The organism is Streptomyces sp. NBC_00443 (assembly GCF_036014175.1).
Lineage (GTDB): Bacteria > Actinomycetota > Actinomycetes > Streptomycetales > Streptomycetaceae > Streptomyces.
Window position 1 is genome coordinate 3,155,203 of sequence record NZ_CP107917.1, and the last position, 22,307, is coordinate 3,177,509.

Sequence of the window (22,307 nt, forward strand, 5' to 3'; positions counted from 1 at the left end):
CGCTGGGTGGAGGCCGCGTCGCGTCTGCGGGCGTGTTGGCGGTCGGGGCCGCGCCGGGCGGTGTCCGTCCTCGGTCGGGCTGTTGCCGTTGGGCAAGAGGGGTTGCTCGTTGGCGTCGGCCGCTGCGGGCGGACACCTCCCGGCAGGTCCCCCTGCCGCCGCACGCGCGTGCGGGCACTACGTGGTGGCTGTCGCGTCAGCATGTGTCGTCCGCCTTCGCGTGTGCCGATGCCCTCGTCACCGTGCGCAATGCGTGCAGGAGGAGGGTCAGGGCGCCTGCACCGCAGGCGACGGTGGGGATGGCGGCCGGGCCCCAGGTGTCGATGAGCGTCTGAACGGGAGTTGCCAGCAAGTCGCAGCCGGGGAGGCGGGCGGCGAAGAGGGTGGCCAGGGCCGTTGCCTCGGCTGAGGCTGCGGCGGTGAGGACGAGTGCGGGGGCGTGGGTGAAGCCATGGGTGGTGAGAAGGCGGGAGAGGAGCAGGAGGGCGCCCAGGGTGAGGGTCTGGGGGTAGGCGGGGGGCTCGCTCAGGGTGGTCGCCGTGAGGGTCAGTAGGGCCGTCAGGGCGCAGAGGTAGAGGGCGAACGTGCCCAGGAGCAAGGGTTTTGCCGAGGTGGCGAACTCCTCCAGGGCTCGGCTCGCCGAGAGTCTGCGGCGGGCTCGTACGGCGAAGAGGTGGGCGCACCAGGCCGCCGGGGCGCAGGAGAGGGCGAGGGCCAGCACGGGGGCTGCCATCAGGGGCCAGGCACCCTCGGCGGTGCCGGTGGGGAGGGCATCCGGGCCACCGGTGGCGGCAGCCTGGAGGAGGCCGTCGCCGAGGAGGGCGTAGGCGATGAGCCAGCTGATCCGGGTGGTGGTGGGATGCGCTCGGTCCTTGCCGGCGAGGGGGCCTCGGGCCAGGGCGGCGCGTACCGCGAGGGCCACGGCGAGGGTTCCTGCGGCGGCCGCGATCAGGCGGGACTGGCCGTGGGTGAGGTGCAGGACGGTCACGGCCGCCGCGCAGAGGGCTCCGGGGAGGAGGGTGAGGAGAATCCAGTCGGCTCGGGCGCGGGGGGTGGTGAGGGCCGGGGCGCCCGGGCGGGACTCTGCGTCGCGGGGCACTCGGGCGTACATCTCCTCCGCGAGGGAGAAGACGTCCCGGTGCAGGAAGCGGGAGGCGGTGCGGTCGGTGATGCCGTGGGCTTCCAGGCCGGCGGCGATGTCCAGGGGGTCCACCGCGCGTTCGCACAGGCCTCGGTGACGGTGCATCAGCGCCTTCACGGGGTCGGCGCCCGTACGACGGCCGTGGGTGGGGGTTGGCCGGGTGCCGGTGGCGCGCGTGGGGGTGGAGGCGGGGATTCGGGCGTCGGTCGTGGTGGTGGGCGGCGCGTCAGCGCCTTCCCATGTGCCCGCCGCTGCCGCTGCGCCTTCCCTTGCGCCCGTCGCTGCCGCTGCGTCTCCCAAGGCGTCCGTCGCTGCCGCCGCGTCGTCCCGCGCGTATGCGTCCGGTGTGAGCCACTCCTCCGAGCGCTCGTCCCATGCGCCGGGGCTGGTGGGGGCGCCGGGGTGGTCCAGTCCTCCCAGGCCGTTCATCGCGCTCCCTCCGTCGCGGGCAGTGCGGTGGCGCGTACGGGGGCTCCTGGCGGTCGGGGCGGGCCGCCGCGGGCGACCAGGCGGGCGGTTCGGTCGGTCCAGCGGCCGGGGACGTGGGCCTCGGCGGGGACGGCGAAGGGCAGGGGGGAACCGGAATCGTCGAGGACGACGCGGCGGACCGGAGTGCGCGAGACGATCTCCAGGTAAATGCCGTGAAATGCTGCGACGTTCTGCTCGACGGTGAACAGTTCGAGCGCACGCGCGCGTGCCGCCGCGCCCAGGCGCTCGCGGCGCTCGGGGTCGCGCAACAGCGCCACGCAGGCCTCCGCGAGCGCCCGGGGATTGCGCGGCGGTACGACGAGACCGGTGCCGCCGATGACCTCCACCACCGCGCCGACGTCGGTGGACACCGTCGCCCGGCCGCAGAACATGGCCTCGACCAGGCCGATCGGGAAGCCCTCCACGACGCTGGACAGGACGGCCACGGCGCCCGAGGCGTAGGCGTCGGCGAGGGCCGGGACCTCCGGGCCGCCGATCTCCTCGAAGGAGACGGGGTTGTGGCCGACCGTGTGCGGGCCCTCCGCCTCGTCGGGGAAGAGTTGGGCGGCCAGCACCTTGCAGTGGCCGAGATAGGCGGCGCCCTCAGCACCCGATGCGGTGCCGACGATGCGCAGGCGGGTCTTCGGCTCCTCCTTGCGGACCTCCGCGAAGGCGTGCAGCAACGACACCAGGTCCTTGGCCGGTTCGACGCGACCGACCCAGACGAGTGTGTCCGGGTCCGCCTGCTCCGGGCCCTCGCCGACCTCGGCGAATCGGTCGGCGTCCATGCCGGGGTAGACCGTGCGGAGCTTTGCGCGGTCGGCGCCGCAGCGTTCCTGCCAGCGGCGGGCGTGGCCGTTGCCCGGCGTGATGAGGGCGGCCCGGGCGTAGGACTCGGCGGCGAGCCTGCCGTGGAGGGCGGCGAGCAGGGAGCGCACGGCGGGCGAGGACACGGTTTCGGCCAGATAGTGGGTGCGCAGCCGGACGCCGTACTCGGTCAGCAGCAGTGGTACGCCGTGGAAGTGGCGGGCGAGCAGAGCGGGCAGGGCCGCGGCGCCGCCGGACGTGGCGTGGCACAGGTCGACCGAGCCCAAGCCGTCGTCCTCGTACCAGTCGAGGGAGAGGGGGCGCAGGGCGCGTTCGAGATGCGCGGCGACGGCCAGCAGATCGGGGACGCGCACCTCGCGCGCCGTGCGCAGGGCGCCCCGCGCTCGGCAGGCGCGCTCGAGGGTGCGTACGGCGGATTCGGAGCGGAGCGCTCCCACCAGCCCGCCCTCGTCCCGGGCGAGTTCGGCGAGGCCGTACAGCGCGTTGCCGAAACGGTCCGCCTCGGTGGCCGACGCGTCCGCGGGGGTTCCAGTGGCGTCTGTGGTGGCTCCTGCGCAGAGCACGGCCACCAACTCGCCGTAGCACTCGGCGAACCGCCGGCGCGCACGGCGCCCGTATCCCACCCCGTCGTCCTCGGCGGCCCACAGCGGCGCCGTGCGCACCCGGCTGACCTGCGGGGGCAGCGGGATCCAGCCCGCGTCCTCCTGGCGCTCGCTGCGGCTGAGCGCGTAGATGTCGAACTCGTGCTGTCCGAGCCCGCGCACGAGCCGGTCGCACCAGAGCCTGGCGTCACCGCTCACATACGGATAGCCGCCCTCCGCAATCAGTCCGATGCGCACGAGTACACCCCCGATCTCCCTAAGGGGAGCCGCCGTTCCCCCGGCGGCTCGCAGCGGGAAGAACGTATGCGGACTAGGCGGTGGCGCGATGGACGGTTGTCCATCGCGCCACCAAAAGGGGTGAACGGTCGTAACTTTCCCGTGCGGGTCGCGTTCCGTCGCGCTAAGAGAGTAAAAGCGCACGCATCGTCACACCTGAACGGCGCGGACGGTCACACCGCGGCCAACTCCCGTCGCGCGGCCCGCCGCTGGGCCGCGATCCGCGGGTCGAGCGCGGGTACGGCGGCCAGGAGCTGCTTGGTGTAAGGGTCCTGCGGGTTGTCGTACACCTCGTCGGCGGGGCCCTCCTCGACGATCCGTCCGCCCCGCATCACCGCGACCCGGTCGCTGACCTGGCGTACGACCGCGAGGTCGTGCGCGACGAAGACGAGCGCGAGCCCCAGTTCACGCTGCAACTCGCCCAGCAGGGCCACGACCTGGGCCTGCGTGGTGACGTCGAGCGCGGAGACGGGCTCGTCGCAGACGATGACGCGCGGGTCGGCGGCGAGCGCCCGCGCGATGCCCACGCGCTGGCGCTGACCGCCGCTGAACTCGTGGGGATAGCGGTCGTAGTGCGCCGCTTCGAGCCCCACGCGCTCCAGCAGTTCCCGTACCCGCCCGCGGATGCGCCCCTCGTCGCCCTCGCCCCGCGCGCGGAGCGGGTCGGCGATCGACTCACCCACTGTGCGGCGGGGGTTGAGGGAGGAGACAGGGTCCTGGAAGACCATCTGCACCGCGGGATTCACGCCCACGCGCGCGTGGCCGTCGTCACGCACTTCGCCCGCCGTCGGCTCCAGGAGGCCGACCAGCATCCGCCCGAGGGTCGTCTTGCCGCTGCCGCTCTCCCCCACGACGCCGAGGGTCTCGCCCCGGCGGATCGTCAGCGTCACGTCGTCCACCGCGGTGAACGTCCGCTTCCCGCGCCCGAATTCACGCCGGAGACCGGTCGCCTCCAGGACCAGGTCCACGGGGATGCCGTCCGTGGGGACGACGTCCGTGGGGACGACGTCCGTGGGGACGACGTCCGTGGGGACGACGTCCGCCGGGGCGTTCGTCGCTCCCTCCGACTCCTTGGCGCCCCCACGGACGGCGCGCGGCACATCCACGCGTGGGACCGCGCGCAGCAGTTCGCGCGTGTACGGCTGCTCGGGAGTACCCAGGACGTCGGCGACCCGGCCGCGTTCCACCGAGCGCCCGTGGCGCATCACCAGCACCTCGTCGACGCTCTCGGCGGCGACGCCGACGTCGTGGGTGACCAGGAGAAGGCCCATGCCGGTCTCCTCGCGGAGCGTGTGCAGCAGGTCGAGGATCTGGGCCTGGACCGTCACGTCGAGCGCGGTCGTCGGCTCGTCGGCGATCAGCAGGTCGGGCTCGCAGGCCAGCGCCATGGCGATGAGGGCGCGCTGGCGCATGCCGCCGCTGAACTCGTGCGGACGCGAACGGGACCGCCGATGTGCGTCCGGAATTCCAACCCGGTCCAGCACCTCGACCGCACGCGCGCGTGCCGCTCCTCGCGAGGCACGCGTGTGTGTGCGGTGCACCTCGGCGATCTGGTCGCCGATCGCGTAGTACGGGTCGAGCGAGGAGAGCGGGTCCTGGAAGACCATGGCCGCCTTCCCGCCGCGCAGTCGCCGCAGTTCGTCGTCCGACGCCTGCCGTACGTCGACGCCGGCGACCTCGACCGCCCCGCCGACCCGTGCGCCCGTGCCGCGGTGCAGCCCCAGCAACGCCGAGGCGACCGTGGACTTCCCGGAGCCGGATTCACCGACGAGGGCGAGGGCGGCGCCCTGCTCCAGCCGGAAGGAGAGGCCGTCGACGGCCCGCAGGGACCCGAACTCGACCGTCAGGTCGGTGACGTCCACGAGGCTCATGCCAGTACCACCCGTCGGTCGGCCACCGCATACAGCACGTCCGCGACGGCGTTGGCGACGACCACGAAGAAGCCGATGACCAGGACCATGCCGACGACGACCGGGAGGTCGACGACGTTGACCGCGTGGACCAGTTCCTGTCCGATTCCGGGCAGGCCGAAGAGCGTCTCGGTGAGCACCGCGCCGCCGACCGCGCCGCCGAAGTTGTTGGCGTTGAGCGCGATGACCGGCGCGAGGGCCCCGCGCAGTGCATGCCGTCCGATGACCGACCGCTCACCGACGCCGTACGCGCGGAAGGTGCGGATGTGGTCCTCGGCCAGCGTCTCCAGCATGGACGCGCGCGTGAGACGGGCGAACGCCGCCGCCTCGATGAGGGCCAGGGAGAGCCACGGCAGCAGCAGGTTCCACGCCCACTGTTCGGGATCGTCGGTGAAGGCGACGTACTGCGGGAACGGCAGCAGTTGGAGCTGTCCGCAGACGACGATCATCAGGACCAGGCCGATCACGAAGACCGGCGTGGCCACGCCGGCGAGCGTGACGCCGGTCAGCAGCCGCTCGGTGAGACGCCCGCGTCGCCATGCGGACAGGACTCCCGTGCCGACGCCGAGGATCAGCCACAGCACCATCGCACCGAGCACGAGCGACAGGCTGACCGGCAGCTTCGCCAGGATCAGCTCGGTGACCTGCTGGTCGCTCTGGTACGACAGCCCGAGGCAGGGCGCCGAGCAGTGCTGCACGGACGCGCCCGTCGAGTAGTCCTGGCCGGCGACGAGGCCCTGAAGGAAGTGCCAGTAGCGCAGGTACAGCGGGTCGTTGAGGTGCAGTTGCTCGGCGACCTGCTGCATCTGGGCGGGCGAGCAGCGCGGGCCGCAGGTGATCTGGGCGACGTTGCCGGGGGTGACGTAGAAGACGACGTAGACGATCACCGAGATGGCGAACAGGGTGACGCCGACTCCGACGGCCCGGCGCAGAACGAAGCCGGTGAGACCAGCAGGGCCGCTGAGCCTGGTGAGACCGGTGAAGCCCCTCATACCTTGGCCTCCCTCTTGCGGCCCGTGCCCACGCGCAGCCGGGACGCCGCTCGCGGGTCGAGCGCGGTGCGCACGCCGTCGCCGAGGACGGTGAGGGCGAGGACGGTCACGAAGAGCGCACCGGCGGGCAGCAGCAGGTACTGCGGGGCGGCCTGGTACCAGACGTCCGCGGCGGTGAGCATCTGTCCCCAGGACGGCGTCGGCGGCTTCACCCCGACGCCCAGGAAGGACAGAGCCGCCTCCACGGAGATGTTGGCCGGGACCAGCAGGGCCGCGTACGTGATGACCGGCGCCGCGATGCCGGGCAGCAGTTCCCTACGGGCGATCCGCCAGGTGCCCCAACCGCTGAGCCGGGCGGCGGCGACGTAGTCGAGCCCCTTGAGGGTGAGCGTCTGGGCGCGCACGATCTTCGCGACGTTGCCCCAAGCGATCAGGCCGATCACCAGGGCGACCAGCACGGGCCGCGGGAAGCTCGACGGCACGATCGCGAGCAGCGCCAACGCCATGATCATCAGCGGCATCGCCACGATGACGTCGGTGAACCGGCTCAGCAGCTGATCGACCCACCGGCTGCCGAGCGCGGCCGCGACGCCCACCACGACGCCGATGGCGACCTGGACGACGGTCGCGGCCAGCGCGACTCCCAGGGAGACCCGGGCGCCGTACACGAGTCGCGCGAAAAGGTCCCGCCCGGTCTGCGGTTCGACGCCGAGCCAGTGTTCGGCGCTCACTCCCCCGAACGACCCGATGGGCACGCCTCCGCGCGCGGAGTCCACGAGGGTCGGGTGGTAGGTGGTCGGGTCCTGGCCCTCGATCGCGGTGAGCAGTGGCGCGGCGAGCGCGACCAGGACGAGCAGCGCGACGACGGCCGCCGCGACGAGGGCGGCGCGCTGCGTCCGCAGCCGCCGCCAGAACTGACGGGCCCCCGAGACCCCCGGAGCAGGCACCCCGGGAGCCTCGACGGCAATGACTGCCTCACTCACGGCGCTACTTCACCGCGACCTGGGAGATGTCCAGCACGCCGGTCCAGTCGCTGATCACGACGTTCTTGACGTCCTCGCCGTACAGCCGCTTGTAGACAGGGTGGAACAGCGGCACGGTCAGCGCCTGTTCGCCGATCTTCTTGTCCAGCGCACCCCACCGCGCGGCGGCGGCGTCAAGGTCGGTCAGCTTGTTGATCGCGTCGATCTCGGCGTTGACGGACTTGTCGTCGAGCAGACCCGTGTTGAAGTTCGCGCCGTCCTTGACGATCTGCCGGCCGTCGAAGATCGGGGCGAGGAAGGGACCGCCGGACGGCCAGTCGGCACCCCAGTGCGCGAGGAAGAAGCCGGGCTCGGTCTTCACGTTGTGGATCTTGTCGGAGTAGTCGTTCTCCTCCAGCCCCTGAAGCCTGACCGTGATGCCCGCCTTCTTGAGCGCGTCCTGGATCGCGGTCGCGATCTCGGGGCTGGTCTCGAAGTCCTTGGCGTTGGAGTGGGTCAGGGTGACGGTCAGCCCGTTCGCGTAACCGGCTTCCTTCAGCAGCTTCTTGGCCTTCGCCGAGTCGCCGGCCGCACCCGCCGGGAAGTGGTCGTACGGCGTGTAGCCGAAGGACTTCTGGTCGGGCAGGAAGGTGGTCGCGGGCTCGGCGAGCGCGGACCCGCCCGCCGCATTCACCACGGACGAGCGGTCGATGGCGTACGAGATGGCCTGACGCACCTTGGCGTTGTCGAACGGCTTGGTCGTCGGGTTGAACGCGATGTAGTTGGTGTAGCCGAAGTGCCCGGTACCGACGCGCGCGGCCAGTTCCTTGTCACCGGTCACCTTGGCCAGCTCGGCCGGGCCGAGGTTGGTGTCCGTGGTGACCGCGGCCGCGTCCACACCCTGGGACGCGGCCAGCCTCTGGTTGATCACCGACGAGTCGAGCCCGGACCGTACGTCGATCTTGTCGGGGTAGGCCTTGCGCTCGGCGTCCGTCGAGACGGACCAGTGGGTGTTGCGCGCCAGGGTGAGCCGCTCGCCGTCGTTCTCGTTCTTCACGACCTTGTACGGGCCGGACGAGACCGGGTGCTCCTCGTACTTCGTGCCGGTGTCCTTGCCCTTGGGCACCGGCGTGAACTGCGTCTGCGTCGCCAGGTACGGGAACTCACCCTCGGGCTTGTTCAGATGGAAGACGATGGTCCGCTCGTCCGGCGTCTCGATCGCCGAGAGGCCCTTCTTGTCCTTGTACGGCCCTTGGTAGTCGGCCGCGCCGACCAGCCAGTCCCTCAAGTACGGCGCACCGCCGGACAGTTCGGGGGCGAAGGAGCGCTCGATGCCGTACTTGATGTCGGCCGAGGTGATCGAGGTGCCGTCCTCGTACTTGAGGCCCTCCTTGAGGGTGTACGTCCACACGGTCGCGTCCTTGTTCGGGCGCCCGGTGTCGGTGGCGAGGTCGGGGACGACCTCGGCTCCGGCCTCGCCGTTCTCGCGATTGCGGGTGGTGAGCGTACGGAAGACGAGGGAAGGGACGTTTCCGCCGCCCGAGGTGTACAGACGGGCCGGGTCGAAGTCCTGCTGCGGATTGGAGTTCAGGACCGTGAGCGTGCCGCCCTTGTGGGGCGTGGAGCCGCCGCCGGCGCTCTTGGCATCGTTGTCCTCAGGCCCGCAGGCGGCGGCGCCCGCTGCCACGACCAGGCTGACGGATGCCGCGGCCACGCGGCGCGCTATGACGGACGATTGACGCATCGGAGACGACCTCTCGAATGATGAGTCTCGGATATCGAGACGAAAAGACGCGGAGTGAGACAGGAGTGGACAGACGTCTGCCCCGGCGTCGGGTCGTCGGCAGCCCATGAACGCGCCACGGGCTCGAAACCCGTCAGCGACTCACAGGAGTGAAGGAATCACAGGAGTGAAGGAAGAAGATCGCGACGCGAACGCCAGGAGGCGGGCGTCAGCGACAGTCGATGTCGGCCACGCACAGGGCGGTCACACCGATCAGCGCCAGCTCGATGGCGGCGCGAGAGGGGGTGTGACGGGTCGACATGTGCAGAAATATGTACGAACTCGCTGCACATGTCAATGTGACGTATGAGTCACCCGTCAACTCCCGGGATACATCCAGGGGTTGGCCCGGCAGCGGATCCCGTCGTGGTCGAGGAACTTGGTCTGCTGCTGCATGACCGGGGCGAGCTCGCCGTCCTTGTCGCAGGTCACATGGGAGTAGCCGAGCCGGTGACCGACCTCGTGGTTGATCAGCATCTGCCGGTACTCGTGGATGCGATCACCGTACGTCTCCGACCCCTGCGCCCATCTGTACGCGTTGATCATGACGCGCTCGGTGGCGGCGGAGTCGCACGACACGTTGTCGACGGTGGTGTCCAGACCGGACTTGTCACACCAGTCGGCCGTCGTACCCGGACTGGCCAGCGTGATCACGAAGTCCGGCTTGCCGGAGTAGATGCGCTCGAAGGTACGGGCGCCGTTGTGCGCCCAGCTCCGGTCGTCGTTGAGCGTCTTCTGCACGGCCTCGGCGAAGAGCTCGCCGTCGAGGCCGAGCCCCTGCTCCACGTCCACGCGATAGGTGTACTTCTGCCCCTTGCCGGGCGCCTTGGCGATCCCCGGGACCGCGTCGAACTTGCCCGACCCCTTGAGCTTGGCGCCGAGCGCGTACGTCTCGCCCATCTTCTGCTCGTACGTCAGCGGCGCCGGCACACTCGGCGAGCTGTCCGGCGTCGGCCGCCCGTCGCCGCGCGACGCCGAATCCCGGGCGTCCCGCCCCTGGTCGGTGGCTGACTGCGACTGTGCGTCGCCGTCCTCCCGCCCCTTCGCGACCTGACCGGCCACGACGACGGCCAGCACGGTGACGACGGCGGCAGCGGCGATGCCGGAGAAGGCCCGGCCCTTGGAGCCCTTCGCCGCCACGGGCTCGCCGGTCGGCGGGGCGTCGTCGTCATCGCCGTCGGTGCCGGCATGCGTCCCGGTGCCGTCCGCGCCACCGGCGCCGGTCCTGGTGTCCCAGTCGGTGACGGAGGCGTACGGGTCGGAGGCGTGCGCGGTCTCGGTCGTACGGGGCGCGAAGACGTCGACGTCCGCGTCGCCTTCGAAGGCCTCGAGGTAGTCCTGCCGGGGCCCTTCGGACGGCGCTGCCCGCCGGGGCCGCGGCACGGGAACGCCGGTCACGGGCGGGGCGCCGGCCGCCGCGGGCGCGCCGTAGGCAACGCCGGTGCGCCCCCTCAAGTCGCCCCAGCCACCGCCGGATTCACGCTGCTCGGGGTGGCCGGCACGGGCCTGGGGGGTGCCGTGGGCGGGCGTACCGTCGGCGAAACGGGGCACGCCGTGCGCAGGGGTGCCGTCGGGGAACCTCGGAAAGCCATGTGCGGGCGTGCCGTCAGGCAGCGTCGGGAAGCCGTGAGCAGGCGTGCCGTCGGGCAGCCTCGGGACCCCCTGCACGGGCGTGCCGTCAGGGAAGCCGCGTTCTGCGTACGGCGGAGCTCCACCCGGGGGCATCCCCTGCCGGGCGGGCGGCGGCCCCGGCACCCGGCGACCGCCGCCGGGTCCGCCGGACTGCGGCCAACCGCCCGGGCCCGCGCCCGGGGCCGGACCAGGAGGTCGGGCACCCGGAGCCCTACCGGGCCCCACGCCCGGCACGGGGGTCCCCCGCTGGGCCGTGCCCGGCTCCGGCTGTGCTCCCCGGGAGTCCTGTCGTGCGGTTGTGTCCGCGGTGTCGCGCTTGGGCTTGGCGGCGGACCCGCGCCTGCTGTGGCGTCCCACGTCGCGCCTCAGCTCCCGGAGTTCTCGGTCATGGTGCCTTCGCCGCTCGCCGCGGCCCCGGCCTCACCCGCACTCCGTCTCGCGGCCCCCGCCTCGCCCGCCGTACGGCTCGATGCGTCACCCGCGGCCTCGCCGCCGACGCCCTCCGCGTCCTCCGACTCCCCCGTCTCCGCGAGGAGTTCACCGAACGCCCGGGCGACCAGCTCCGGGTACTCCATCATCGCCACGTGCCCGGCCTCCGGCAGGCTCACCAGGCGGGAGTCGCGGAAGGCGCGCGCGGCCTTGCTGCGCATGCGGTAGCCCACGAGCTGGTCCCGGCCGCCGTAGATGAGCAGCGTCGGAGCCAGTACGCGCTCGGCCTGTCGCCACAGCGCGTGCTGGCCGCCCAGCGTGTAGGCGTTGACCAGCCCGCGCGCGGAACGTGTCATCGCGTCCCAGAAGTACGGCAGTTGCAGCCGTCGTTCCATCTCCTGGACGGCGTTGCTGAATCCTTCCGGCGTCACCCGGCCGGGGTCGCCGTAGCAGAGGTGCATCACGCCGCTCACCCGCTGCTCCGCCGACCACTGCTTGGTGACCCAGGTGAACAGCGAGGTCACTCCGGGCACCGAGAGCAGCGCGGTGGGCACGGCGCTGCGCTGGACGCGGAGCTCGGGCAGGGCGGGCGACACGAGGGTGAGCGTACGGACGAGGTCCGGACGTACGGCGGCGACGCGCGTGGTGACCGCGCCGCCGAGCGAGTTGCCGAAGAGGTGTACGGGGCCGCGGCCGGAGGCGTCGAGATAGCGGATCACCGCGCGTGCGTGCGCGGTGATCGAGTAGTTGCCGTCGTCCGGCGGTGGCGAGTCGCCGAAGCCCGGCAGGTCGACGGCCTCGCAGTCGACCTCGCCCTCGAGCAGCTCCATCAGTGCCGACCAGTTCTGCGAGGAACCTCCGAGCCCGTGGACGTACAGCGCGGGCGGCAGCCCCTCGCGCGCGGGCGGCCTCGACCGCACCGTCAGCGTGATCCCGGGCAGCCCGACCGACCGCAGCCGCTCCCCCTCGGCGACCCTGACGGTCGCCACCTTGGGGAGCACATTGGCGGCCGGCGCTGACGGGAGCTCGGTCGAAGACATGCGGCAATGTTACGAGACGATCACGCAGTGGCTCATGTGTTCGCCATCACAAGTCGACACGTACATGGCAGATTCCCGGCCGGGAAACCCGCCAGACGCATCGCGCTCACGGAAGCCACCCGGAGCGCGCCCGAATTGCCCGCAGATCCCCCGCCGATCGCATAGCGTCCGGATCCGGTGTCTCCTAGGCTCGTACGCAGGGCACCCGGAAGTGGACCCCTGCTTCACCCAGGGACGTTGTGCCCCACGGGGACGTTCTAGGAAGGGAGCCCGCCATGGCCGTCGATCCCACCGACCCCGAGACCTTCGTGGACGACGACACCGAGCAGGACGAGGAGTACGACGTCGAGGCCCCCGCCGCCGACGCGGTCGAGCAGCACACCGATGTCCGGCGCGACCGTGACGACCGGCCGACCGACGCGGACCAGGACCGGGCCAACGAGGCTGATCTCATCGAACAGGCACGCGTCGTCTCCATCGACGAGGACGACTATCGGTGAGGCCGGCCATCGGCGGCTGCCCGTGACACAGGCCAGCTCAGGGGCGCCACTCTGCACGAACGAGGTGAATGAAGGTACAGGTGGGCACGGAAGAGAGTGCCGTTGAACAGCAAAGAGACCATTTGCTGCCCGTTCCGGCCGGATTTCAAACCTTCTGTGCGACTTTCGTCACCGTCCGGTCCGTGAAATTCTGCGCTCGCACCGCGCACACCAGGGTTACCGAAAAGTACGATGGCGGCGCGGCGCACACCGCGTGTGGACGACATTGGGAGGCGGCGTGACAGCCATCGAGCAGACAGAGGCGGCACGCCCGCGGGGCACTCGCCTGCCGCGCCGTGCCCGACGGAACCAGCTGCTGGGCGCCGCCCAGGAGGTGTTCGTCGCGCAGGGCTACCACTCTGCCGCGATGGACGACATCGCCGAGCGCGCCGGCGTCAGCAAGCCGGTGCTCTACCAGCACTTCCCGGGCAAGCTCGACCTGTACCTCGCGCTGCTGGACCAGCACTGCGAGTCCCTGATCCAGTCCGTACGGAACGCGCTCGCGTCGACGACCGACAACAAGCAGCGCGTACGAGCGACGATGGACGCGTACTTCGCGTACGTCGAGGACGACGGCGGCGCGTTCCGCCTGGTCTTCGAGTCGGACCTGACCAACGAGCCGGCCGTGCGCGAGCGGGTCGACAAGGTCACGAACGAGTGCGCCGAGGCGATCTGCGACGTCATCGCCGAGGACACCGGCCTCTCGCGCGCGGAGTCGATGCTGCTCGCCTCCGGCCTCGGTGGTCTCGCCCAGGTCGTGGCCCGCTCCTGGCTGCACAGCGACCGCAGCGTGCCGCGCGACCAGTCGGTGCAGCTGCTGACGTCCCTCGCCTGGCGCGGCATCGCCGGCTTCCCGCTGCACGGCACCGAGCACCACTGAGCGCGTCGGGCATTTGTTCCCGCCCCCTGTTCGCTCCTGGCGTTCTTGGGCGGAGCATGCCGGTCCCCTCACCGGGCTAATGTGTGCTGGGTACGGCGCGGAAGGTCGCGCACTTCACTGACCGTCGGAGGGACAAAGCCGTGGAGGTCAAGATCGGCGTGCAGCACGCGCCCCGCGAGATCGTTCTGGAGAGCGGTCAGAGTGCCGAGGAGGTCGAGCGGGCGGTGTCCGAGGCGCTGGCCGGAAAGTCACAGCTGCTGACCCTCGTGGACGAGCACGGCCGCAAGGTCCTGGTCCCGGCAGACCGCCTCGCGTACGTGGAGCTCGGCGAGCCGGCCCCGCGCAAGGTGGGCTTCGGCGCGCTGTAAGCGAGAAGGCGCCGACAGAACAGGCGTGACGGGAGGGCCCGGCGACACGGTCGCCGGGCCCTCCCGTTTCTCCACGATCGGAGCACAGGTCGATCACACAGGAGGATTGCATTCCGCAGGTCAGGGGTATGACGGGCTACGACCGGGTTCGAGCAGGTCGGCCATGTGGGAGGGACCCCAGCATGCTCTTGGAAGCGCTCAGCTCCGCGATCCTAGGCCTGGCCCTGGCGTGGGCTGCCACCCGCCGCCTGCCGCACCGCTTGCCGACGAGTTCCCTGGTCCTGCCGACGGGCGTCGCCGGCGCCCTCTTCGGCGCGTTCATCACGCACACCGCGCTGGACTTCGGCAACCTCCTCGTGATCCTGATCGGCGCGGCAGTCGTCTCCGCCGCCTCTCTCTCCCTGCTGGTACGCCCCGCGGGAAGACTCAGCCGGCACTCGGCGACCGCGTAGATTCCGAGGACGACCGGCCGCCGGCTTCGTGACGCCGCCCGAAGGCTGACGACCATTTCCCGAGGCGGGTCCGGGCATGTCAGCCCGTCCGGCGCTTGAGGACGACCCCCGTCCAGGGGCCGAAGCGGGGTCTGGGGGCCGCGGGCCCCCAGGACGCAGGGGCGGCGCCTAAGCAGCCAACCCCAGCGCAGCCATCCGCTTGGTGTGCGCCTCGGTGATCCGCGAGAACATCTTCCCGACCTCGGCAAGATCGAACCCGTCCGCGACCCCGCCCACGAGCATCGTGGACAGCGCATCCCGGTCGGCGACGACCCGCTGGGACTGCGACAGGGCCTCCCCCATCAAACGCCGGGCCCACAACGCGAGCCGTCCACCCACACGCGGATCCGCGTCGATGGCGGCCCGCACCTTCTCCACGGCGAACGACGCGTGCCCGGTGTCGTCGAGCACGGCCAGCACCAGCCCCCGCGAGTCCGAGTCGAGCCGCGCGGCGACCTCCCGGTAGAAGTCACTGGCGATCGAGTCACCGACGTACGCCTTGACCAGCCCCTCCAGCCAGTCCGAGGGCGCCGTCTGCTTGTGGAATCCGTCCAGCGCGGCGACGAACGGCTCCATCGCCTGCGTGGGCTCGGCGCCGATCTCGGTGAGCCGGTCCCGCAGCTTCTCGTAGTGGTGGAACTCGGCCGACGCCATCTTGGCCAGCTCCGCCTTGTCCCCCAGCGTCGGTGCCAGCTTGGCGTCCTCCGCCAGCCGCTCGAACGCCGCCAGCTCCCCGTAGGCCAGCGCGCCGAGCAGGTCCACGACGGCGGCCCGGTACTGCGGATCGGCGGAGGCCTGCGCCCAGTCCTGGGCGGCGACCCCGGTGTGTGCGACGGTGCCGCCGGTCTCGACGGCGGAGTCAGCGGTGTCGGAGGCGTCGGGCGTGTTGTCAGGCGTCGTCATGAAGCGCACAATAGCCCGCTCTCCATGTCACGGAAGTCCCTGGTCAATCACTGTGACGCCGACTACGTGACCAATTCGGCCATCGCATGTGCGCGTTTCCGGGGTATGGTGGTAATGCGCCCGCTGAGTACCCTGATGTATTCGACGGGCCGCACGTTATGAGGATGCCCGGTCGGTGGCCCGATCGGCTCCGACCCGACAGCCCTCCCCGGCCGTACGGCACAGATGCGTACGACGACCGGAGGGACACCCTCAGCGGTACGAGCGCTAGAGCGTCGGCAGTGGTCCCGTGTCCTACGGCCAATCCGTATGGCAGCCGACGTCCCCGGCACGGTCCGTCAAGACCCCCGCGCTCGCCTCGCACCGCGTACACAGAAGAGGCAGCACCCTGACTACGACTTTCCGAGAGCTCGGAATCCTTCCCGAGACCGCCGAGGCCCTTGAGGCCGTCGGCATCGTCAACCCCTTCCCCATCCAGGAGATGACCCTCCCCGTCGCCCTCTCGGGCACGGACGTCATCGGCCAGGCCAAGACCGGCACCGGCAAGACGCTGGGCTTCGGCCTCCCGCTCCTCGAGCGCGTCACCGTACCCGCCGACGTGGAGGCCGGGCGCGCCAAGCCCGACGCCCTCACCGACGCCCCGCAGGCGCTCGTCGTCGTCCCCACCCGCGAGCTGTGCACGCAGGTCACCAACGACCTGCTCACCGCGGGCAAGGTGCGTAACGTCCGCGTCCTCGCGATCTACGGCGGCCGGGCCTACGAGCCCCAGGTCGAGGCCCTGAAGAAGGGCGTCGACGTGATCGTCGGCACCCCGGGCCGACTGCTGGACCTCGCGGGCCAGAAGAAGCTCAACCTCAAGCACATCAAGGCGCTCGTCCTCGACGAGGCCGACGAGATGCTCGACCTGGGCTTCCTGCCCGACGTCGAGAAGATCATCAACATGCTGCCGGCCAGGCGCCAGACCATGCTGTTCTCGGCGACCATGCCGGGCGCGGTCATCGGCCTCGCGCGCCGTTACATGTCGCAGCCCACCCACATCCGCGCCACCGCGCCGGACGACGCGGGCGCCACTGTCGCGAACACCTCGCAGCACGTGTACCGCGCGCACAACATGGACAAGCCCGAGATGGTCGCGCGCATACTGCAGGCCGACGGCCGGGGACTGGCCATGGTCTTCTGCCGTACGAAGCGCACCGCGGCCGACCTCGCCGACCAGCTCAAGCAGCGCGGCTTCGCGGCCGGCGCAGTCCACGGCGACCTCGGCCAGGGCGCCCGCGAGCAGGCCCTGCGCGCCTTCCGCAACGGCAAGGTGGACGTCCTCGTCTGCACCGACGTCGCCGCCCGCGGTATCGACGTCGAGGGCGTGACGCACGTCATCAACTACCAGTCGCCGGAAGAGGAGAAGACGTACCTGCACCGCATCGGCCGCACCGGCCGCGCGGGCGCCAAGGGCATCGCGATCACCCTCGTCGACTGGGACGACATCCCGCGCTGGCAACTGATCAACAAGGCGCTGGAGCTGAACTTCAACGACCCGCCGGAGACGTACTCCACGTCCCCGCACCTCTTCGAGGAACTGAGCATCCCCGCGGGCACCAAGGGCGTCCTGCCCCGCTCGGAGCGCACGCGCGCCGGGCTGGAGGCGGAGCAGCTGGAGGACCTCGGCGAGACCGGCGGACGCGGTGCGCGCGGTCGCGGTGGCCGAGGCGGCCGGGACGAGTCCCGCTCGTCCTCGTCGGACCGTGAGCGCCCGGCGCGTACGCCGCGTCGCCGCCGCCGCACGCGTGGCGGGGCAACGCTGGACGAGACGTCGGCGCCCGCCGTCGGTTCCGGGACTCCGGAGGAGACCGCCGGGGCCACCACGGCGGAGTCCGTCACCGAGCCCCGCACCCCGCGCCGCAGGCGCCGCACCCGCAACGGTGCGTCGGCGGAGCAGGCCGTGACGGCCACGTCCTCGGCCCCCGAGCCCGCGGTCGCCGCGGAGGCGGCCGTCACGACGGCGGAGGGCCCGTCCCTGGACTCCGCCGAGGAGACCCCGGCGAAGTCGCGCCGCCGTCGGACCCGCAAGTCGGCGGAGCCGAAGGCGACTTCGGCCCAGGCCGCGGAGACGCCGGAAGCGGAGACCACGCAGGTGTCGGAGGCCGTCCAGGCGTCCGAGCCCGCTGCGGCTCCCGCGTCCGACCAGGTCGCGGTGGCCGACGAGGCCCCCGCCACCAAGCCGCGCCGCCGCACGCGTAAGGCGACGGCACCGGCGGAGACCGCCGTGGACACGGCCGAGGGCGCCACCGAGGCCGCGCCTCAGACCCCGGAGGCGACGGAGACCAAGCCGCGCCGCCGGACCCGTAAGGCAACGACTGCGGCCGAAGCCGTCGTCGACACCGCCGAGGCCACCGAGGACAAGCCCAAGGCACGTCGCACCCGCAAGACCGCGGCGTCGGCCGTCCCGGCCGCCGAGATCCCGGCTCAGACCGCCCAGGAGCCGGAGGTCGCCGAGGCCAAGCCGCGGCGCACCCGCAAGACGGCCGCCGCCGCGGAGGCTGCCGTCGACACGGCCGAGGCCGTCGAGGCCAAGCCCAAGGTGCGCCGCACGCGCAAGGCCACTGCCACCGCCGAGGCCGCCGTGGACACGGCCGAGGGCACGGAGGCGAAGCCGCGTCGTACGCGCAAGGCTGCCGCGACCGTCACCGAGCCGGAAGCCGCCGAGGCCAAGCCCCGCCGGACCCGCAAGGCGACTGCCGCTGCCGAGGCTGCCGTCGACACGGCCGAGGCCGCCGAGGCCAAGCCCAAGGTGCGCCGCACCCGCAAGACCGCGGCGGCCGCCGAGATCCCGGCCCAGGCCACGCAGGAGCCGACGGCCACTGCGGAGCCGAAGGCCACCGAGGCGCCCGCGCCGCGTCGCCGTACCGGCAAGGCGGCGGCGACCGCGGAGGCCGCCGACGGCGCGGCCGAGGCCAAGCCCAAGGTGCGCCGTGCCCGCAAGGCCACGGCCGCCACGGAGCCCGCGGAGAGCTGATCTCCCGTACGACGGCCCGGCCCCGCCTCGCGCGGGGCCGGGCCGTCGGCTTTCCCGGACCGACCCATGGGGGTCCTACGGTCCACCCGCTACCCTCCCCCCGTGACCACCCAACCCGCCTTCACGCCGCCCCCGAACGCCCGCGCCTACCCCCTCCACACCTCCCGCGGCACCTTCGCCGTCGTCGACTCCCCCGCCGCTCCCGGCGTCGAGGTCCGAGGTGTCGCCCTGCTGCTTCCCGGGTTCACGGGCAGCAAGGAGGACTTCACGCTCATGCACGAGCCGCTCGCGGCGCGCGGCTACCGTACGATCGCGGTCGACGGGCGGGGACAGCACGAGTCGGACGGTCCGGAGCGCGACGAAGCGCCGTACGCGCGAGGCGAGTTGGCCCGGGACGTCCTCGCCCAGGCGGCGGCCCTCGGCACTCTCGACGCCCCTCTGCATCTCTTCGGCCACTCCCTCGGCGGCCAGATCGCCCGCGCGGCCCTCCTCCTCGACCACACCCCGTTCAGCTCCCTCACCCTCATGGCGTCGGGCCCCGCCCGGATCTCCGACTCCCAGCAGCAGCGCGTGAAGCTGCTGCGGGACGCGCTCGCGGTGATGACCATGGCCGAGACCTGGGAGGCGATCCTCGCGATGGGGCCGCCCGAGGAGGTCGGCGGGCCGGCGCGCGGCATCGGCGGCCCGGACCTGCTGCGTCGCCGTTGGCTCGGCACGAAGCCCGCTCAACTCCTCGCCACGGGGCGCCAGTTGACCACGGAGCCGGATCGCGTGGACGAACTCGCGGCCCTCCCGCTCCCGTTCCACGTCCTGTCGGGCGCGAGCGACGACACCTGGCCGGTCGCGCTTCTCGACGACATGGCCGCGCGGCTGAACGCCCGTCGCACCGTCATCCCCGGCGCCGAGCACTCCCCCAACGCCGACCAGCCCCTGCGCACCGCCGAGGCCGTCGCCGACTTCTGGGACACCGTCGACGGGGCCGGCACCCAGGTCTAGTACGCGCCTGGTCTAGTACTGCGCCTGCAGGTGCTCCCAGAAGCCGTCCCGCAGCGCCCGCCGCAGATCCGCCTGTCCGCGCAGGGAGTACTGCAGCAGCCCCTCGGCCTCCACCAGCAGATCCTGGTCGACGGAGCCTGGCAGATACGGGTGCCCGGGCAGCAGCTCCACGAGCGACTCCCGCCCCCGCGCCGCGAGCCACTTCGCCGCGATCTGGGCGCCGACGAACCGGACGTCCTCCCGGGTCGGCCGGGCTCCCGCCGCCTCGTATGCGGCGGCCGTGCGCCGGGAGACGTACGGCTTGAAGAAGTCGAGGTCGAGGGTGCGCTGACTGTCGACCTCCCAGAGCAGGGGCTCGGCCTGGTTGCGGCCTTCCGGCGCCTCGATGCCCCACAGGTGCACCCGCGCGCCGTACCCCTGCGCGGCCTCGACCGCCGACACCAGGTCCTCGTCCCCGCCGAGCAGGGCCGCGTCGCTGATGGCGCGATGCCTGGCCAGGGACTCCAGGTCGGTCCTGATCAGTGAGTCGACGCCCTTTTGCTGGTTGTTGGCGTTGAGGTTCCCCAGCCGCACCTTCACGTCGGGAAGCTCGGCGATCGACTGCTGTTCCGCCGTGTGGATGCGGCGCCGGGCGCCGTCGTACCAGTAGACCCGCAGCAGCCTGCTGTCCGCGAAGATCGTGCGCGCCCGGTCGATGAGCGCCTCGATCAGCCCCTCGGCGTCCAGATCGAAGGCTCTGCGGTCCTCCGTCCCGGCGACCAGCCGTCCGGCGGCCGCGTAGAGATAGCCCGCGTCGACGAAGATCGCATGGGTCGAGGGCGTCTTCGCCACCTCGGCGAGCATGCGTTGCAGCAGCTCGTTGGTGTGGTCGATGCGAGCGCCGAGCGCCGCGAGGTCGTCGTTCATTGCCACCATTGTCCCGGCGGTCACGCTGCGAACACAACCGGTCCCGGTCGGTCTCACCTTGATCACCGACCGGCCGTTTACCGGTCAGTATTTAGACACTGAAAAAATTTCCTTAGCGTAGGGAATGTTTGCCACCCGAAGCAGGTTGTTACCCGTGTGACCAAGTAGTTCTCCTCAGGAGGATGACCAGACGAAGGGAGAAGCCCTTGCGCTTCGAAATCATGCGACTCGACGAGCTGGACGGCACGCCCGTGGACAGCACCGTCGTGGACGCCGCCTCCGTCAACCGGATCGTTCAGCAGGCCGCAGCAATCGGCCAGCGGCTCTGGATCCGACCGGCCGAGACCACGGCCTCGTAACAGGCGCGGATCACCGCAGCAGCTTCGAAGCCCCCGTACGGCACTGACGCCGTACGGGGGCTTCGCGCATCCGGGCCTTCGCCCCCACGGGGCTCAGCCGCCCTCGATCACCTGGGTGACGCCGTTGATGATCTGCTGCACCGCGATCGCCGACAGCATCATGCCCGCGAGCCGCGTCACCAGGACCACGCCGCCGTCCTTGATGACCCGGATGATCAGCAGCGAGTACCGCATCACTAGCCACAGCACGACGTGAATGGCGAGGATCGCCGTCCACACCGACGCCTGCATGGCGACGCTGTCGGCCTTCTGCACGGCGAGGATGACCGACACGATCGCACCGGGCCCGGCGAGCAGCGGCATGCCCAGCGGGACCAGGGCGACGTTCACGTCCTTGGTCTGCTTGGGCTCGTCCGTCTTGCCGGTGAGCAGGTCGAGCGCGATCAGCAGGAGCAGCAGCCCGCCCGCGATCATCAGCGCGGGGACGGAGACGTGCAGGTAGTTGAGGATCTGATGGCCGAGGAGCCCGAAGACCGTGATCACACCGCCGGCCACACAGACGGCCTGGAAGGCCATCCGCTTCTGCACCTTGGCCGGCCGGCCGGAGGTGAGCGCGAGGAAGATCGGGGTGATCCCGGGGGGATCCATGATGACGAAGAGGGTCAGGAAGAGGGAGCCGAAGACGGCGAGGTCGAACATGAGTGCCTTGCAGAGAAACGAAACGAACGGGACGCGGGCATGGGGGTGTGACGGGTGAAGCGGTGACGGGGTGAGCCTCAGGCCCCGCCGGCCCCCGGCACGGGAAACGCCCCCGTGGCCCGCCGTGTGATCTCGCCGTACACCTCGGGGTCCGTCGTGTACTCGCCGAGCACGCACGTCTTGCGGCTGCCGTGGTAGTCGCTGGAGCCGGTCGTCAGCAGCCCGAGCTCCTTGGCGAGACCGCGCAGCCGCGCCCGCGTGTCGGGGTCGTGGTCCATGTGGTCGACCTCGACGCCGTCGAGCCCGGCCGCGGCCAGCTCCGCGATGGCGGACTCCGGCACCGTGCGGCCCCGCTTGCTCGCGGCGGGGTGCGCGAAGACAGCGACACCGCCCGCGGCCTTGATCAGCCGGATCGCCTCGAACGGGTCGGTCTCGTGCTTCTCCACGAAGGCCCGGCCGCCGTCGGCCAGCCAGTCCTCGGTGAAGGCGTCGCCCACGGTCGGGACGACTCCGAGCTCGACCAGCGCGGAGGCGACGTGCGGCCGCCCGACCGAGCCCTCACCGGCGATCCGCAGCACCTGCTCCCAGGTGACGGGCGCGCCCAGCTCGTTGAGCTTGGCGACCATGCCCTGGGCCCGGGGTACCCGGTCGTCGCGCACCAGCTCCCGCTCGGCGAGCAGCGCCGGCTCCTCGGGGTCGAAGAGGTAGGCCAGCATGTGCATGCTGATCCCGTCGATACGGCAGGACAGCTCGGCACCGGTGACGAGGGTGAGCCCCTCCGGCAGCGCGGCGATGGCCCCGGCGTATCCGCGAGTGGTGTCGTGGTCGGTGAGCGCCACGACGTCCAGTCCGGCCGCGGCGGCGCCCAGCACCAGCTCGGCGGGGGTGTCCGTGCCGTCGGAAGCGGTGGAGTGGGTGTGCAGATCGATGCGCACGACGCGGACTCCAGTCGGGGGGACGATACGGAAGGGGCCGCTCAAGGATAACCAGATTTTCAACGACCCTTGTCACACCCGCACGGCCCGAGCGCCCCCTACGGGCAGCGCCCTGAAGGGGCGCGGGGAACTGCGCGATCAACCACAAATCACCC

At 71.6% G+C, this 22,307-nt stretch carries 20 protein-coding genes; 7 read left to right on the plus strand and 13 right to left on the minus strand.

Annotated elements, in window-relative coordinates:
- Positions 1-196: 196 nt before the first annotated feature.
- The 9 genes from OHO27_RS13855 to OHO27_RS13895 all read right to left on the minus strand — a co-directional run bounded on the left by OHO27_RS13855 (position 197) and on the right by OHO27_RS13895 (position 12,063).
- Positions 197-1,570 (minus strand): hypothetical protein, encoded by a 1,374-nt coding sequence (locus OHO27_RS13855; RefSeq protein WP_328423700.1) that lies wholly within the window; start codon positions 1,568-1,570, stop codon positions 197-199.
- The gene (locus OHO27_RS13860; RefSeq protein WP_328423701.1) at positions 1,567-3,276 is read right to left on the minus strand and encodes a DUF3492 domain-containing protein; all 1,710 of its coding nucleotides are present in this window, start codon (positions 3,274-3,276) and stop codon (positions 1,567-1,569) included. The genes OHO27_RS13855 and OHO27_RS13860 overlap by 4 nt, the downstream gene beginning before the upstream one ends.
- Positions 3,277-3,488: 212 nt before the next feature.
- Positions 3,489-5,186 (minus strand): ABC transporter ATP-binding protein, encoded by a 1,698-nt coding sequence (locus OHO27_RS13865; RefSeq protein WP_328423702.1) that lies wholly within the window; start codon positions 5,184-5,186, stop codon positions 3,489-3,491.
- Complete coding sequence (locus OHO27_RS13870; protein WP_328423704.1) at positions 5,183-6,217, minus strand: ABC transporter permease; 1,035 nt, start codon at positions 6,215-6,217, stop codon at positions 5,183-5,185. The genes OHO27_RS13865 and OHO27_RS13870 overlap by 4 nt, the downstream gene beginning before the upstream one ends.
- A complete protein-coding gene (locus tag OHO27_RS13875; RefSeq protein ID WP_328423706.1) occupies positions 6,214-7,200 on the minus strand; it encodes an ABC transporter permease in 987 nt (328 codons plus the stop codon). Before OHO27_RS13875 ends, OHO27_RS13870 begins: the two co-directional genes overlap by 4 nt.
- A gap of 4 nt (positions 7,201-7,204) precedes the next feature.
- Positions 7,205-8,923, minus strand: a complete 1,719-nt coding sequence (locus tag OHO27_RS13880; RefSeq protein WP_328423708.1) for an ABC transporter substrate-binding protein — start codon at positions 8,921-8,923, stop codon at positions 7,205-7,207.
- Positions 8,924-9,131: 208 nt separating this feature from the next.
- Positions 9,132-9,224, minus strand: coding sequence for an Ms4533A family Cys-rich leader peptide (locus OHO27_RS13885; RefSeq protein WP_328423710.1), 93 nt, complete (start codon positions 9,222-9,224; stop codon positions 9,132-9,134).
- Positions 9,225-9,280: 56 nt separating this feature from the next.
- Positions 9,281-10,951, minus strand: coding sequence for a DUF3152 domain-containing protein (locus OHO27_RS13890; RefSeq protein WP_328423712.1), 1,671 nt, complete (start codon positions 10,949-10,951; stop codon positions 9,281-9,283).
- Positions 10,952-10,959: 8 nt separating this feature from the next.
- Positions 10,960-12,063, minus strand: a complete 1,104-nt coding sequence (locus tag OHO27_RS13895; RefSeq protein WP_328423714.1) for an alpha/beta fold hydrolase — start codon at positions 12,061-12,063, stop codon at positions 10,960-10,962.
- Between the two features lie 275 nt (positions 12,064-12,338).
- On the opposite strand from OHO27_RS13895, the gene OHO27_RS13900 reads away from it, so the two are divergent.
- The 4 genes from OHO27_RS13900 (at position 12,339) to OHO27_RS13915 (ending at position 14,302) form a co-directional block, all read left to right on the plus strand.
- Complete coding sequence (locus OHO27_RS13900; protein ID WP_328423716.1) at positions 12,339-12,563, plus strand: hypothetical protein; 225 nt, start codon at positions 12,339-12,341, stop codon at positions 12,561-12,563.
- A gap of 277 nt (positions 12,564-12,840) precedes the next feature.
- Positions 12,841-13,482, plus strand: a complete 642-nt coding sequence (locus tag OHO27_RS13905; protein WP_328423718.1) for a TetR/AcrR family transcriptional regulator — start codon at positions 12,841-12,843, stop codon at positions 13,480-13,482.
- A 140-nt stretch (positions 13,483-13,622) separates the two neighbouring features.
- The gene (locus OHO27_RS13910) at positions 13,623-13,850 is read left to right on the plus strand and encodes a DUF3107 domain-containing protein (protein ID WP_062711803.1); all 228 of its coding nucleotides are present in this window, start codon (positions 13,623-13,625) and stop codon (positions 13,848-13,850) included.
- 182 nt (positions 13,851-14,032) lie between these two features.
- A complete protein-coding gene (locus tag OHO27_RS13915; RefSeq protein ID WP_328423725.1) occupies positions 14,033-14,302 on the plus strand; it encodes a hypothetical protein in 270 nt (89 codons plus the stop codon).
- Positions 14,303-14,470: 168 nt separating this feature from the next.
- On the opposite strand, the gene OHO27_RS13920 is transcribed toward OHO27_RS13915, so the two are convergent.
- Complete coding sequence (locus OHO27_RS13920; RefSeq protein WP_328423728.1) at positions 14,471-15,253, minus strand: ferritin-like fold-containing protein; 783 nt, start codon at positions 15,251-15,253, stop codon at positions 14,471-14,473.
- Between the two features lie 472 nt (positions 15,254-15,725).
- Between OHO27_RS13920 and OHO27_RS13925 the strand changes: the two genes are divergently transcribed.
- Both OHO27_RS13925 and OHO27_RS13930 read left to right on the plus strand, forming a co-directional pair.
- Positions 15,726-18,257, plus strand: a complete 2,532-nt coding sequence (locus OHO27_RS13925) for a DEAD/DEAH box helicase (protein WP_328430427.1) — start codon at positions 15,726-15,728, stop codon at positions 18,255-18,257.
- Positions 18,258-18,323: 66 nt separating this feature from the next.
- Positions 18,324-19,253, plus strand: coding sequence for an alpha/beta fold hydrolase (locus tag OHO27_RS13930; RefSeq protein ID WP_443059543.1), 930 nt, complete (start codon positions 18,324-18,326; stop codon positions 19,251-19,253).
- Between the two features lie 12 nt (positions 19,254-19,265).
- Here the strand turns inward: OHO27_RS13930 and OHO27_RS13935 are convergent, their stop codons facing one another.
- A complete protein-coding gene (locus OHO27_RS13935) occupies positions 19,266-20,159 on the minus strand; it encodes an NYN domain-containing protein (RefSeq protein ID WP_328423732.1) in 894 nt (297 codons plus the stop codon).
- 206 nt (positions 20,160-20,365) lie between these two features.
- On the opposite strand from OHO27_RS13935, the gene OHO27_RS13940 reads away from it, so the two are divergent.
- Positions 20,366-20,518, plus strand: coding sequence for a hypothetical protein (locus tag OHO27_RS13940; protein WP_328423734.1), 153 nt, complete (start codon positions 20,366-20,368; stop codon positions 20,516-20,518).
- Positions 20,519-20,611: 93 nt separating this feature from the next.
- Here the strand turns inward: OHO27_RS13940 and OHO27_RS13945 are convergent, their stop codons facing one another.
- Positions 20,612-21,217: a MarC family protein gene (locus tag OHO27_RS13945; RefSeq protein ID WP_328423736.1), complete on the minus strand. Its 606-nt coding sequence runs from the start codon at positions 21,215-21,217 to the stop codon at positions 20,612-20,614.
- 77 nt (positions 21,218-21,294) lie between these two features.
- Positions 21,295-22,152 (minus strand): PHP domain-containing protein, encoded by an 858-nt coding sequence (locus OHO27_RS13950; RefSeq protein ID WP_328423738.1) that lies wholly within the window; start codon positions 22,150-22,152, stop codon positions 21,295-21,297.
- Between the last annotated feature and the right edge of the window lie 155 nt (positions 22,153-22,307).